This is a genomic window from Trichocoleus sp. ST-U1 (assembly GCF_039961835.1).
GTDB lineage: Bacteria > Cyanobacteriota > Cyanobacteriia > Cyanobacteriales > FACHB-T130 > FACHB-T130.
Map to the genome: position 1 here is coordinate 94,988 of NZ_JAMPJZ010000006.1, position 14,965 is coordinate 109,952.

General features: G+C 47.4%; 11 protein-coding genes. 3 read left to right on the plus strand and 8 right to left on the minus strand.

Annotated elements, in window-relative coordinates; translation table 11 throughout:
* Nucleotides 1-36: 36 nt before the first annotated feature.
* The 5 genes from psbM to NDA06_RS04325 form a co-directional block, all read right to left on the minus strand.
* Complete coding sequence (gene psbM, locus NDA06_RS04305; RefSeq protein WP_190414683.1) at nt 37-153, minus strand: photosystem II reaction center protein PsbM; 117 nt, start codon at nt 151-153, stop codon at nt 37-39.
* Nucleotides 154-414: 261 nt separating this feature from the next.
* Nucleotides 415-555 carry a hypothetical protein gene (locus NDA06_RS04310; protein WP_190985593.1) on the minus strand — a complete coding sequence of 47 codons (141 nt, stop codon included), beginning with the start codon at nt 553-555 and terminating at the stop codon, nt 415-417.
* A gap of 327 nt (nt 556-882) precedes the next feature.
* The gene (locus tag NDA06_RS04315) at nt 883-1,182 is read right to left on the minus strand and encodes a 2Fe-2S iron-sulfur cluster-binding protein (protein ID WP_190414681.1); all 300 of its coding nucleotides are present in this window, start codon (nt 1,180-1,182) and stop codon (nt 883-885) included.
* Nucleotides 1,183-1,309: 127 nt separating this feature from the next.
* Nucleotides 1,310-3,001 (minus strand): TolC family protein, encoded by a 1,692-nt coding sequence (locus tag NDA06_RS04320; protein ID WP_242047432.1) that lies wholly within the window; start codon nt 2,999-3,001, stop codon nt 1,310-1,312.
* A 259-nt stretch (nt 3,002-3,260) separates the two neighbouring features.
* Nucleotides 3,261-3,827: a PadR family transcriptional regulator gene (locus NDA06_RS04325; protein WP_190985594.1), complete on the minus strand. Its 567-nt coding sequence runs from the start codon at nt 3,825-3,827 to the stop codon at nt 3,261-3,263.
* Nucleotides 3,828-4,056: 229 nt separating this feature from the next.
* Between NDA06_RS04325 and NDA06_RS04330 the strand changes: the two genes are divergently transcribed.
* Together NDA06_RS04330 and NDA06_RS04335 are read left to right on the plus strand one after the other, a co-directional pair.
* On the plus strand, nt 4,057-5,442 hold the full coding sequence (locus tag NDA06_RS04330; RefSeq protein ID WP_190985595.1) for an efflux RND transporter periplasmic adaptor subunit: 1,386 nt from the start codon (nt 4,057-4,059) through the stop codon (nt 5,440-5,442).
* A gap of 109 nt (nt 5,443-5,551) precedes the next feature.
* A complete protein-coding gene (locus NDA06_RS04335) occupies nt 5,552-8,743 on the plus strand; it encodes an efflux RND transporter permease subunit (RefSeq protein WP_190536531.1) in 3,192 nt (1,063 codons plus the stop codon).
* A 154-nt stretch (nt 8,744-8,897) separates the two neighbouring features.
* Here NDA06_RS04335 and NDA06_RS04340 read toward each other — a convergent pair whose 3' ends face one another.
* The 3 genes from NDA06_RS04340 to NDA06_RS04350 form a co-directional block, all read right to left on the minus strand.
* A complete protein-coding gene (locus NDA06_RS04340; protein WP_190985596.1) occupies nt 8,898-10,727 on the minus strand; it encodes a ribonuclease J in 1,830 nt (609 codons plus the stop codon).
* 204 nt (nt 10,728-10,931) lie between these two features.
* Complete coding sequence (gene dapA / locus NDA06_RS04345; RefSeq protein ID WP_190536533.1) at nt 10,932-11,816, minus strand: 4-hydroxy-tetrahydrodipicolinate synthase; 885 nt, start codon at nt 11,814-11,816, stop codon at nt 10,932-10,934.
* Nucleotides 11,817-11,922: 106 nt separating this feature from the next.
* Nucleotides 11,923-12,966 carry an aspartate-semialdehyde dehydrogenase gene (locus NDA06_RS04350; protein WP_190414675.1) on the minus strand — a complete coding sequence of 348 codons (1,044 nt, stop codon included), beginning with the start codon at nt 12,964-12,966 and terminating at the stop codon, nt 11,923-11,925.
* Between the two features lie 448 nt (nt 12,967-13,414).
* Here NDA06_RS04350 and tig point away from each other — a divergent pair, with 448 nt between their 5' ends.
* Complete coding sequence (tig, locus tag NDA06_RS04355; protein WP_190414674.1) at nt 13,415-14,869, plus strand: trigger factor; 1,455 nt, start codon at nt 13,415-13,417, stop codon at nt 14,867-14,869.
* The last annotated feature ends 96 nt before the right edge of the window (nt 14,870-14,965 follow it).

Genomic DNA, 14,965 nt, shown 5'->3' on the forward strand with positions numbered 1-14,965 from the left:
GTACTACAGCGGGGGGATTTTGTTCGATACAGATGATTAAGGATTCTTGTTGCTTTCGCGGCTAGCAGTTTGGATGTACAGAATCAACAAGAAAACTGTGGGAACCAGCACAAACAGGATGCTGGCGACAAAACCAAGATCGTTAACTTGCATTGAACCCAGCCTCTAATTAACTTTAAAGCACCACCCTTAAGCATATCATCCGGCGTCTGTCTTGAGGAGAGTGCGATCCCAAGAAGCCAAAATAGCGATCGCGCACTCTTCCCCTAAACAGTGGGATCGCTCTCCTGGAGCAGACATTGAGGCGATCGCGCTCTCACCAATATAAAAAGCGAACCGACAGGTCGGCCCTTCGCGATCGCGCTTTATTCTTAAAGGAAAGAGAAAAGCGATCGCATATTTTACGCAACAACCTTACTCAGACTCGTCACCCAAATAAGCTTGGCGACTGTGCCGAACATGAAAAACGGCTACGACATCTTGTTCGACCACAAATAGAATGGGATATTTCCTTAGTTTTCCGACCCACAATTGCCGAATTTCACGACCAATCATCGGCGCTTCTGGTGCTGCTGTGCATCGGTTGGGTAAAGTTCTGAAACGATGCGATGCGATCTCAAGATGTTCCCTTATTTTTAGGTACGACTTTTTAGGTACGACCGGGTATGCTCACATCCAACCGGGAAGATTCCAATTTATCAAAAGATCAAGCAAGAATTTTTCAAGCTAGTGCCGCTAGGAGGATGGTTCTAGGCAGTAGAGCGAGAAAACTTAAACGCAGAGGATGCAAAGGAATCGCAGAGTCCGGCAGAGAATTTCTCATTGCCTTTGCGTAACTTTGCGAAATCCTTGCGATCTTTGCGTTAATAAACCTTCAATTTTTTATCGCGGCTTTGTTTTCACACTTGTTGGGCCATTTACAAGAGTTTGACAAGCTAAGCGATAGGTTTCTGGCTTTTTCTTCAGTTTGCGATTTTCTACCTCAGTGCGAGGCGAAAGATTTTCCATACCTTCCACAATTTCCACAATGCAGGTACCGCATTGACCGTAGCCCCCGCAGTTCATCATCTTTCCCCTAAAGGTATAGATATCAATGCCGTTCTGGAGGGCTTTTTCTCTTAAGTTAGCCCCATCCGCTGCGATCGCTTCTTGATTTTCATTGACAAATGTAATATTAGCCATCCGCCTTTTAACTCACCTCGCTTCTATTAACAAATCTTAAGAAATTATACAAATTTAGCAAAGCCCATCTCTACTGAAATGCCAGTGGTGTTTTGAGACACCGTAGGATCGATTTACTTTGATCACCCTATTGGGGCTGATCGAAAAGTTGACTATCTGGGAGATTGCTGATCGCCCGTTCGAGAGCTGCCAGAGAGCGATTGTAATCCAGAACCGCGGTAAGACGGTTTACTCTAGCACGAGTTAGCTCGGTTTGAGCGCTAATGACATCTGTCTGGGTGCCAACGCCGGATCTAAATCGTAACTCTGCTAGACGCAAGCTTTCTTCTGCCTGGGTAACGGCAAAAAAGGCAGTTTGAATATTCTCAGCATTCGACCTTAAGTTGAAATAAGCTTGTTCCACCTCCAAGCGGATTTGGTTGCGCTGGTCGGCAAATTGAGTTTCAGCGATCGCTATGTTCGTTTCTTCCTGACTGGCTCTCGCTCTGGCGGCTCCCCCATCGTAAAAATCCCATCGGAATTGCGCCCCCAGGGTTAAACCATCGGCTGGCCCGATATCGTCATTTAATACCCCTAAAACGCTGTAGTTGGCAACGAGGTTGACTTGCGGTCTGGTTGCCGCTAGGGCAATGCGCCTTTGCTCTTGGCTGATGTTCCGTCGAGCCAAGAGCTGTTCTAGCTCGGCGCGATTCTTCACGGCGAGGATAATACTCTGTTCTAGTGTTAGATTCCATTCACCAGCGACCTCAATTTCATCTGCTGCCGCCACCTCAACGGTTTCCCCTAGACTCAACAGCCTCGTTAATTGCCTGCGGGCAATGCTCTGCTGACTCCGGCTGCGAGTGAGATCCTGCACGGCATTTGCCAGCTGCACCTGCGCCCGCAGTACGTCAAATCGCGTTCCAAGTCCAGCTTGTTCTAGCAATTGAGCATCCCGGAGACTCCTGGCGGCATCTGTCACTGCTGCTTGGGAAATCTCAGTTTGGGAGTCGGCTTCTTGCAGATCGTAGTAAGCATTGCTGACATCCAGGCGTAGTTGCTCGGACTGGCGTTCTACTTCTAACTGATCGAATCGCAGCTGTTCTTCTGCCGCCCGGATACGTGCCCCGCGCCGCCCGGAGGTGTAGAGTTCGTAACTCACTTGCAGGCCGGTGTCAAAGGATGTCGAAACAGTATTATCGTCGTCATTCCCCAAGAATGGGTTTAATGGGGATGACTGTTGTCGCCGATTTTGTAGCTCAGCATTCGGGGAATCTGACCTAGTAAAATTTGATTCTACGCCGATTGTTGGAAACTCAGCCGCCCGAAATTCTCGCACGGATGCCCGCGATCGCTCTAGGGTAAGAATTGCCACTTGTAAATCCCGATTGTTGCGCCGTGCCAGCTCCAGAGCTTGTTGTAGGGTAATTCGTTGGAAGTTTTGAATTTGCACTTCCTCAGATCTGGTCGGAAATTGTAGGGGATTAGCGCTGGGGTTGAGATATTCAGGGGGTAGGCTTTCCAGCGTGGCGGGTGCTTGTGGCGATTGTGCTGGAGCCGACTGGGAAACAATTGTCTTGGCTCCCGTTGAGTCTGGAGGGTTAGCTCCATCTCGGCTAACGGCTTCCTTTAGCGTCTGGGAAGAGATTGCGGGAAGCGCTGGGGTAGGGGCAACCGACGGGGTTCCCTTACTTTCAGCGGAAGTAGGATTTGGCTGAGTAAGCGGAGGCTTTTCTTGTGCAACACTGACTTTTGCACAGCTCATGGCGATCGCTGCACTCGCACCCACAGCCATGAAACCAGTTCCTACCCAGTGAAACGGATGACTAGAATTTGGCATAAGTTTTTGAATTTGGTCTGCGCTGTTAGAAAAACTTCTTTTCTTTAGCTCAAGCACCTTAAGAAGGATACTGGGTTGCGAATGTGCTTGGCAAACGAATTTTTGTGAATTGGGGCAAGAACCTGAAAATGCAGAACCCTAAGCCTGATATTGGTGCATTCTGCCAGAAATAATTGATTTCCTTAGCCCTAAAGCAGATAGCCCCTGTATTTCCCTTGACATGGCTTTGCCATTATTTGATTGCAGTATTCGATGTCTCTCAAGTGGCGATGATTCCCGCCTCTACCTGGCTTTGCCCCGAAATTCCCAGAGAGGGTTCGCTTCGTTCAGACGCCAGTCGTTCGTTCAACCATTCGATTTCGCTTTGAATCACTGCTTTACATCTGTGCCAAACTTCTGCCTGGTAAGGTTCTGCTGGCAGCGATTCTCTTTCTTGGCTTTCCAGGCGCAGCCGACAAACCATCAAGCGATGCTCCAGCAACTTAATCCGTTTGGCAGGTTCTAAGTGACCAAAAAAGAAAAACTTGATCGTGAAGCGAGAGCGAGCATTCACCCAGCTTTCATGGGGATATTCCATCATTTTGTGCATCCATCGCTCGCGCCCTCGATCCGTAATGCTGTAAATCTTGCGGATCGAACCCGCTTCTCCTTCCTCCTCTACCAGCACTGATATTGCACCCCGTTCTTCCAGGCGCTTCAAGAGCGGATAAATAGCTCCATAGTTGACGCTGATACAACCACTCATGAACAGCTCTAGTTGCTGTTTTAGGCGGTAGCCATGTAGCGGTTCGCGTTGTAGTAAACCTAAAGTAGCTAATTCCAGCATTTATATCAAACTGATACAATTAATTGTTGCATTTGATTTTAATATATGTAGATATTATCTTGCTGTCTCTCTTTCGCAATCATCCGGCTGAGGTGGGGTGGCGATGAGCGCAAGCCGATTAAGAAAACTATATAAGCCAATCGCGACGTTGTTAAAAGTCGTTTAAGTACCGCTTTGTAAGCGTAGAGCGGTTTGCTATCAAACTTAAGTAAAAGGAGAGGAAACGACAATGCCCGATCCTGATTCCCCGTCTCCAGTTCCAATTGACGCAGAACCGTCTGCGATCGCAGACGATCGTCAGGCTCTAGAAAACGATGAGTTTGCGTATCAACCAAGGAAAAGACAGCGTTGGTCTGTGGCGCTGGGAATTATCCTTTTAATCGTCGGTGCAGGTTTTGGTTGGCGGTGGTGGCATAGCCGTGCTAATGATGTACCGAATGCGACTGCGGCGGCGGCGGGTCAACCTCAAGGAGTTCCTGTCAAGCTATCAACGATAGAGACAGCGACAATTCAGGAAAGTTCCGAGTTTGTCGGTGCTTTAGAAGCGCAACGTTCAGTGGTATTAAAGCCTGAAATTGACGGGCGAGTGAGTCAGATTTTTGTTGCTGAAGGCGATCGCGTTCCGGCTGGGAAGCCCTTAGTCCAACTCAGCCGCGAAAAGAGACAAGCAGAATTAGCTGGCGTCCTCCAGGCTGTTAACGCCGCCCGCGCCACCCGTGCCAATGCCGCCTCCCAAATTAAAGCCTTAGAAGCAGAACGGGCTTCTCGTGTCGCTGAAGTGGAACTACAACAGGAAAACCTCCGCCGCACTTCCACCCTCGTACAGCAAGGCGCGTTGCCCAGAGCGCAACTAGACCAAGTTACCCGCGATATCCGCGCCGCCCAAGCCGCCTTAAATGCTAGCAACCAAGGCATTCAGGCAGCTCAAGCCAGCCTTTCCGAAGCGCAAGCAGGGGTACGGCAAGCTGAAGCCAACGCCAATCTTTCCAATGAAGAACTGAAAGATGCCACAATTATCGCCCCCATCGCTGGCGTTGTCGGACTTATCCCAGTCAAGTTAGGGGACTACGTTAAGAGTGGCGATACGATTGCCACGGTTACTCAAAACCAAGCGCTAGACCTGCGGTTATCTATCCCGCTAGAACGAGGGCCAGATTTACGCTTGGGGCAGAGAGTTGAAGGGAAGGATTCTCAAGGAAAGGTGCTAGGTACAGGTCAAATTAGCTTCATTTCGCCTAGAGTAACGAGCAATTCTCAAAGCATCCAAGCAAAAGCTAGCTTTGACAATTCACAAGGACAACTGCGGGATGGACAATTTATCAAAGCTAATTTGATTTGGCAAGAACGGCCGGGAGTTTTAATCCCAACTAGCGCTATTTCTCGCTTGGGTGGAGCAACTTTTGTTTTTGTGGCGCAAACACAACAACCTCAACCAGGACAACCAGAACAATCAGGACAACCCAAACTTGTGGCTAAGCAAAAGCCCGTAAAATTGGGTCAGATCCAGAAAAATAACTATCAAGTGCTAGAAGGATTAGAACCAGGAGAAAAAGTTATCATCTCAGGCCTTCAGAATTTGTCGGATGGCGCTCCCATTCTTCCTGAGTCTAAGTAATCAGTAATGGGTAATAGGTAATGGGTAGGATAATGGAGAATCTTCTCCACAAATCTCTAATATCTAATACTTAATACCCACTAATTACCAATTACCAATTATCAACAATATGTTTGCCGATTTCTTCATTAAGCGACCAGTCTTTGCTACAGTCTGCGCTATAGTTATTTTGCTAGTGGGAGGAATTAGTATTCCCACTCTACCTATCGCCCAGTTTCCAGAAATTAGCCCGACTCAAATTAACGTTACGGCTAACTACAGCGGAGCTAGTGCTGAAGTCGTAGAAAACGCTGTGACCAACATTTTAGAAAGGCAAATTAATGGAGTCGAGGGATTAAAATATCTGAGTTCGAGCAGTAGTAACGATGGCACCAGTACAATTACAGCTACCTTTGACTCATCCCGGAACAAAGATATCGCCGCAGTCGATATTCAAAATAGAGTTTCCGTCGCCCAACCGCAGCTACCACAAGCCGTACAACAAACTGGGGTCACGGTAACAAAACAGTCCAGCAACATCCTCTTAGCAATTGGTTTGTACGCCGAAAATAAAGAGTACGACAACATATTTTTAAGCAATTACGCAGACCTCTATTTAACAGATTCTCTGAAAAGATTAAAGGGCGTTGGTGACGTGCAAATTTTCGGCGAACGCCGATATTCTATGCGTTTATGGCTAGACCCGAATCGGCTTGCTAGTCGTAGTTTAACGGCTCAAGATGTAGTCAACGCACTCCAAGAACAGAACTTACAAGTCGGTGCTGGGCGAATTGGTCAGGAACCTGCTCCAGAAGGGCAAATGTATCAAATTGACCTGCGTGCAGTCAGTCGGCTGACAGAAGCTTCTGAATTTGAGGAAATTGTCTTAAAAACGGATACTGACGGCACGCTTGTCAAACTTAAGGATGTGGGGAGAGCAGAATTAGGAGCGGAAAATTACAGCTCTTTTCTGCGATTTCGAGGCAATGATGCTGTAGGTTTGGGTATTTTTCAGCTTCCCGGTAGTAATGCTTTGGATGTTGCTAGAGCAGTGAAAGCAGAAATGGCAAAACTGGCTACCCGCTTTCCGCCTGGTTTGCAATATCGGGTGGCGTTTGACACAACTTTGTATGTTGAACAATCGCTCAAAGAAGTAGTTAAAACACTATTTGAAGCGATTGTTTTGGTCGTCTTAGTTATCTTTGTTTTTTTGCAAGATTGGCGAACAACTTTGATTCCAGCAGTGACAATTCCCATTTCCTTGATAGGAACTTTTGCTTTTATCAAGGTATTCGGGTTTTCGATTAATAGCTTGTCTCTGTTTGGTATTACATTAGCTACTGGCTTGGTGGTTGATGATGCGATCGTTGTAGTTGAGGATATCGATCGCTTGATCCAGCAAAAGGGGATGACTCCTCGTGCAGCTGCAAGTGAAGCGATGCGGGAACTTTTTAGCGCCTTAATTGCAACTTCACTGGTGCTAATGGCGGTGTTTGTTCCAGTTGCATTTTTTCCCGGAACAACGGGAGCGCTGTACAAGCAATTTGCATTAACAATTGCTTTTTCAGTTGCTATTTCTACCTTTATTGCTATTACATTGACTCCATCTCTTTCAGCTTTGTTATTGCGTCAGGGACAAAAGCCTGGAGGATGGCTTGGCTGGATTTTTGACCGAATTAATGGAGCGATCGACTGGACGCGGCGAGGATACAAGCGATCGCTTAACTTCCTGACACGCTTTCGAGGCTTCGTAGTCGGGTTGTTTATCGTTTCTTTGGGAATAACTGCTTGGCTTTATCTGAGCGTACCTACAGCGTTTCTTCCCGAAGAAGATCAGGGTTATTTCATCACGCTTGTCCAAGGGCCAGAAGGCGTTTCCCTGCAATATACAGGCGAAGTTATGGACAAGGTAGAAAAAGAAATTCTTAAAAACCCTGAAGTAGTCGGAACTTTCGTAGTAGGTGGCTTTAGTTTTAGCGGTAATACTTCTAACAATGGGATTATATTTACTACTCTCAAACCTTGGGAAGAACGCCATAAAAAAGAGCAGTCAGTGCAAGCGATTATTGGCAGTTTATTTGGTACGCTATCAGGTATCACCGAAGCAAGAGTCTTCCCCGTTAATCCTCCATCAATTCAAGGTTTGGGCAGTTTTGGCGGCTTCCAATATCAGTTGCAAGACCAACGCGGTAATAGTCCCCTAGAGTCTTTGGTTCAGTCAATGGGTCAACTATTAGGTCGTGCTAACCAGACACCTGGATTGCAACAAGTATTTAGCACTTTTGCCGCAAATACGCCACAGCTACTAATCGAAGTTGACCGCAACAAAGCTAAGGCGTTGCAAGTTTCGGTAGACGATATTTTTAATACACTGCAAACATTCTTGGGTTCGCAATATGTAAATGATTTCAATTTACAGCAAAGAAATTATCGGGTGTACGTGCAAGCAGACAAACAGTTTCGCTCTAACCCGGAAAATATTGGTAATCTGTACGTCCGCTCCCAACAAAATCAGATGATTCCTTTGAGCAATTTGGTAAAAGTTACTCCAACGACTGGAGCGCAAACTATTAATCACTACAATCTATATCGCTCCATTGAAATCACTGGTTCTGCTGCTCCTGGCTATAGCTCAGGACAAGCAATTAAGACAATGGAGCAGGTATCCAAAGAGGTTTTACCAGCTGGCTTAGGTTATGAATGGTCGGGGACTTCACTAGAAGAAATTGAGTCTGGCGGTCAAGCACCAATAATTTTTGGTTTGGGACTTATTTTTGTGTTCTTGGTGCTGGCTGCTCAGTATGAAAATTATGTTGACCCCTTCATTATTCTGCTTTCAGTTCCGCTGGCAATTTTAGGGGCATTGTTAGCTCAATCGATGCGCGGGTTGTCTAATGATGTTTATTGCCAAATTGGTCTAGTAATGTTGATTGGTTTGGCGAGTAAAAATGCAATTTTAATTGTGGAATTTGCCAACCAACTCCGAGAAAGCGGGATGTCAGCAACCAAGGCGGTGGTTGAAGCTTCCCAAGAGCGTTTGCGACCAATTCTGATGACTACTTTCGCCTTTGTCTTGGGTATTGCTCCTCTGGTAAATCCCGAAGGAGCAGGAGCCGCCAGCCGACGTTCTCTAGGAACTGCGATCGCAGGCGGTACCATTGTCTCCACTGTCTTAAGTTTATTCATTGTGCCAGTTCTGTATATCGTAATTGTGACGGCACGCGATCGCTTAAAAGGTGGTGGGAAAAAACCCGGTGGAAAGTCTAAACTGACTAAAAAACCAGAACCGAGTCGAGAAGCTGATATTTTGCACCATCACTAAGCGCACAAATTCAAACTGGCGATCCAGAAAGGATCGCCAGTTCTGAGGGAATTTTATTCCCAACTCCAATTTTGCACTGTTATCTGTTCTAGCGTTAGGGAAGCTTTGTGCGCTCGCCCTACATTAACGATCCTCAAGCTCCCTATCTGCCTGATTAGGATGCGACCTTCGCAGTCGAACGGCGGCGGCGTCTTCCCGCAGCCTTCGCAGGTGGCTCTTCTTCCGGAGTTTGCAGTAAGAAGACGAGCAACGGGCGAGAAGACTGGAATTCGCGGCGGATCAATCGCTGGAGGGCAGACTCCATTTGAGTTTGCAGCCCTATCCAGTCAACTTCTAAAAGTTCATCATCCAAGGTGCGGGCGAATTCTGACCAGCGATCGCTCAAAAGAGATTCTAGGGTTTCGCGGACAATTCCCTGTAGGCGATCGCGTTCCATTGATGTCACAACACCGCGCAGGTGAACTTCCGGCTTAGCACTCAGTTTGCCTTCCCAGTTCACTGCCGCTGCAATCGTGACAATTCCATCCTCAGCCAACTGCTGCCGTTCCTTCAGCACATTGGCTTTCACCACGCCAGAATTATCTACCAGCTCAATGCCAGAAGGAACTTTACCTTTGACGCGGATGCCACCTTCAGACACCTCCACGACATCCCCATTGTCAATAATTACCATATTTTCCGCAGGGATGCTCATGCTCTGGGCAGTCTTGGAGTGCTGAATCAACATCCGATGCTCGCCGTGAACTGGCAAGAAGAATTTCGGACGAGTCAAAGCAATCATTAGCTTTTGGTCTTCCTGACAGCCGTGACCGGAAACGTGAATCCCCTTATCACGACCATAGATGACATTCGCACCTTGCATCATCAGCTTATCAATGGTGTTAACCACTGCAACGGTATTTCCCGGAATCGGGTTTGCCGAGAAGATCACCGTATCACCCTTACGGACTTTAATTTGTCGGTGTTCGCCGTTGGCAATTCGCGTCATTGCTGACATTGGCTCCCCCTGCGAACCTGTAGTTAGAACGAGCACTTTGTCTTCAGGCAGCTGATGAATCGACTGCAAAGGTTGAAATAAATTGTCCGAACACTTGATATAACCCAAATTGCGTGCTTGGGCAATCACATTCAGCATCGAACGACCCACAACGGATACCACCCGTCCCTGTTTTTGGGCGATTTCCAAAACCATATTGATCCGGTGTACAGACGAAGCGAAAGTCGTCAATAGCACCCGTCCCTTTGCTTGACTGATAAAGCGCTCGAGATTGGGATACACTGAGCGCTCAGAAGGGGTAAACCCTGGTACTTCCGAGTTTGTAGAATCGCTAATCAGGCATAAAACGCCTTTTTCGCCGTATTCAGCCAGCCTCTGTAAATCAAAAAACTCCCCATCTACGGGTGTGTGGTCAATCTTAAAGTCACCCGTATGGATGACGACGCCAGCTGGAGTATGGATAGCGACGGTAAAGCTATCCGCGATGGAGTGAGTGTTGCGAATAAATTCGACGAAGAAGGAAGCGCCTATTCGCACCATGTCGCGGGGCCCTACCCGTTTGAGCGTGGTGCGGTTTAAAACGCCCGCTTCTTCTAACTTGCCTTCTAGCAACGCCATTGCAAGGCGGGGACCATAGATGACTGGAATATCAAATTGTTTGAGGTGATATGCAATTCCCCCAATGTGGTCTTCATGACCGTGGGTGACGATCATGCCCTTAATCTTGTGGCGATTTTCTCGCAGATAAGTCATATCGGGCAGGACGATATTAACGCCGTGCATTGAATCGCTAGGGAAAGCCAATCCAGCATCTAATAGAACAATTTCGTCGTTGTATTCAAAAACACAAGTATTCTTTCCAATTTCATGCAGCCCGCCCAGGGGAATCACTTTCAGGGCGGGTGCGGATGATTCGTTCTTATTTAGGATGGGTGCGGATGATTCGTTCTTATTCAGGATGGGTGCAGATACTTCGTTCTTAGTCATTTGTTTCCTTCTATTAAGTCAATCAATGTCAATCAATACAAAATCGTTGAAAATTTGCATAAGATAGGGCAGCTTTGGCACGTAAAAAGCCCCAAGTAAAAAGAGAAGGTTGTGTCTTTGGTCTTTTTACTTTGTCCTTTTTTGCCGTTTGCCTTTCTACTCTTGCCTTTGTGGACGTATTCAGTTTTTCAAAAAACCGTCGCCTTACATCAAAGCCATCTGAGTCATTACAGCCTCTACCATTTGCCTATCTGACTCTGAGAGATGGCACAGTGGTGGACGAGTGGCACCTACATTCCAACCTTGCAGTTGTAGAGCCGCTTTGACGGGAATAGGATTGGTTGAACAAAACAAAACTTTAAATAAGGGAAAAAGTTTCAGGTGAATCTCGGTTGCTACCAGAGGTTGACCGTTTTCAAAGGCTTGGATCATCTGTTGGAGCTGAGTCCCTACCAGATGGCTGGCAACGCTAATAACTCCCGCAGCCCCAATGGCTAATAAAGGCAGCGTCAGGGAATCATCCCCAGCGTATATCTGAAACTCTGCGGGGGTAGTGCGTCGAATTTGACTCGCTTGGTCTAAGTTGCCACTGGCCTCCTTTATTGCCACAATATTCGGAATCTCTGCTAAACGAGTCACGGTTTCTGGCTGGAGATTCTGTCCGGTGCGACCGGGTATGTTGTAGAGGATCAGGGGCAGGTCTGGGCAGGATTGGGCGACGCGGAGGAAGTGCTGATACAACCCTTCTTGCGGGGGCTTGTTGTAGTAGGGAACAACTTGTAAAGATCCATCTAATCCTAGTTTAGCGGCTTTTTCGGTGGCTGCGATCGCTTCTTTGGTTGAATTTGACCCCGTACCTGCGATTACCTTCGCTTTGCCAGCTACCGCCCGCTGCACTACCTGAAATAACTCGTATTCCTCATCCCAAGTTAGCGTCGGAGATTCCCCCGTCGTGCCGCATACTACTAAGGCATCGCTGCCATTTTGAGCCAAATGAGCCGCCAGTTGCTCTGCAACAGCGTAATTCACACTGCCATCTTCTTTAAACGGCGTCACCATTGCGGTGAGAACGCGCCCAAAATTTACCACACTCTTTGAACTCCTCCCTGTTTTCGTGATTAGTTTTGTGATGGGTTGTTTGTTGGTAGGGGTACACAACGACTGTGCCCCCTACTGTTGTAAATCGCTTAAAAAACTATTTAGAAAAAGCTGGGGTTGTTGGTTTCAGTAGATGCCGTTCTACCAATAATTCGGCAATCTGGATGGCATTAAGAGCCGCTCCCTTGCGAATTTGGTCTCCACTCAGCCACAGTTCTAACCCACAAGGATGAGAAATATCTTGCCGAATCCGACCCACTAACACTTCATCCCGACCGCTGGCTTCAATAGGCATCGGGAAATAATTGGTCTGCCAGTTTTCGACCAACTTAACGCCAGGAGCATTCGCTAACACTTCCTTTGCCTTTGCTACCGGGAAGGGTTGCTCAAATTCTAGGTTAATCGCTTCTGAATGGGCGCGGAGTACGGGAACCCGCACGCAGGTTGCTGTCACTCGCAGATCGGGCGCACCGAAAATTTTGCGCGTCTCGTTAAGCATTTTCAGCTCTTCCTCACAATAACCCAGATCGGTCATCGGGGAATTATGGGGAAACAAATTAAACGCTAAGGTGTAGGGAAAAATGCCTGGTTTCGGGTCTTCTCCCCGTAAAATTGCTGAAGTGTGGGTTTTTACTTCTTCCATTGCCCTCGCACCCGCACCGCTTGCCGATTGGTACGTAGCGGCAACAATGCGTTTGACTGGCTGCACTTGATGCAGGGGCCAAACCGCCACTGCCAACAAAATCGTCGTGCAGTTGGGATTGGCAATGATTCCTTGATGAGTTGCTGCTGCTTCTGGATTTACCTCTGGAACCACGAGAGGCACCCCAGGATCGAGTCGAAAGGCGCTGGAGTTATCAATCACCACTGCCCCAGCGTCTACTGCTTTCGATGCCCAAGCTTTAGAAGTAGAGCCACCAGCAGAAGCTAGCACGACATCCACATTATCAAACGAGCGATCGCCCACTGCCTCTACAGGCAAATCTTCGCCTAAAAATTGCAAAGTTCGACCGGCGGAACGGGGAGAAGCCAAGAGTTTCAACTCAGCAACCGGAAAGTTACGGGATTCTAGGAGTTCTAGCAACTCCGTACCCACCGCACCCGTTGCTCCCAGAATGGCAACGCGATAGGAATCAGACAAAGATGGTTCCTCCTCTTGAATACATAGTAGGTGTCAAAAGCTTTAATGAGAGTGAGCCAAAACAGTTAAATATTTTTTTTCGTGAAATTTGAGCTTGTACGGGAAGACGCTTTTTATTGACTGTTGCTTGTTATATAACGAATATCTCTAAAGAAATTTTACACAGCTTAGCACCGACTTTGTCGAAGTTTCCAGTCCCGAACAAGCTAAATTGAATTCGCAACAGAGCGATGGCTTAGTCAATGTACTATCATCAAATATGTCAACGAGAGGGATAGGTAAGGTTTTATTTACCAAAGCTCCAACTGTTGCAAAACTAGGATATCACGGGGTTGAGACAGAAATTGTATCCATTTGGCTTGAACCGACCATCCGAAAACGTCTGCAATACCCGCCCTCTCGAATTGTTATCAACCTTGTCGCTCTGAGTTTTGAGAGAAGTTAACTGATGAAAGTTACCCAGGAAAAGCTTCCCGCCAGCAAGATTGGCTTGGAAATTGAAATTCCAGCCGATATGTCAAAAAATGCCTACGAGCAGGTGATTCAAAAGCTCGCACGCTCAGCCAATATTCCTGGGTTTCGCAAAGGAAAGGTGCCTCGCCAGATCCTGCTACAGCAACTGGGAACGACCCGAATTAAAGCAACTGCTTTGGAAGAACTGATTCAAGATGGTCTCCAGCAGGCTCTCAAGCAAGAAGCAATTGAGGCGCTTGGTAACTATGAGCTGCGTTCTGACTTCGAGGAATTAGTCAGCCAGTTTAAACCTGGAGAACCTATCACTTTCTTAGCTGCGGTAGATGTCCAACCGCAGGTGCAGCTAAGCGATTACAACAACCTCTCTATCACAGCCGAAGAAGTCCCCTATGACTCCAGTGCGATAGAGAAGTTTTTAGAAGAGCGTCGCGTCGAGCAAGCTACGTTAATTCCAGTGGCAGGTCGTCCGGCACAGATGGGAGATGTGGCGGTAGTCGATTATACCAGCCGCTTTGTCAGCGAACAAGAAGATGAAGCACAGGAAGAAATTAGTGGGGGTCAGGCAGAAGACGCTCAAATAGAGCTGTTAGAAGGGCGGTTCTTGAGGGAATTTATCGATGGGATTGTGGGAATGAATCCCGGAGACAGCAAAGAAGTAGAAGTAAAGTTTCCGGAAGATTATCGCCAAGATTTAGCCGGTCGCACAGCGATGTTTACCATCACGCTCAAAGACCTCAAGGAAAAAGAGTTACCGGCGGTGGATGATGACTTTGCCCAAGAAGTCAGCGAGTTTGAAACCCTGGCTGAATTGCAAGCTGACTTAGAGAAGAAATTCCGAGAGAAGGCCGATCAAGAAATGTCAGCCAATAAAGAGCAAGCACTTGTCAAGGAACTTTTGAAAAGAGTTGAAATTGACCTGCCGGAAACCCTGATTCAGCGGGAAGTTGAAACCATGCTTCGTCAAACCATCATCCAGATGGGGCAGATGGGGATGGATGTCAAGAAAGTGTTTACTCCCGACATGGTAAAACAAATGGGCGTGCGATCGCGTCCGGAAGCCATCGAGCGGATCAAACAAACTCTGGCACTTGAGGAGATTGCTCAGCGCGAATCCCTCAAAACCGAGCCGCAAGAGGTGACAGACAGAGTCAATGAGCTACTCCAGCAGTTCCCCGATCAAGAGATCGACCTAGAACGGTTGCGTACCATTGTCGAAGGCGATTTGCTCAAAGAAAAAGCGATTAAGTGGCTGGAAGAACACGCCACGATTGAACTGGTTCCCCAAGGCTCTCTCGCACCTGAGGAGACGGAGGAACAGGCTGAAACAAACACTCCAGAAGCAATAGAAGCGGCACAAGCGGAAGATTCGGAAGTAGAAGCAACCGCTACTGAATCCGTACTAGAAGCTGAGGTGTCTGAGGTTGAATAAACCTTGTGTCGGGGCAATTTAAAAATTGCCCCAACATCTGCACACGCAGTCCTGAATGGTCAAATACAGCGGATTCGGATATAACGGAAGTATGTG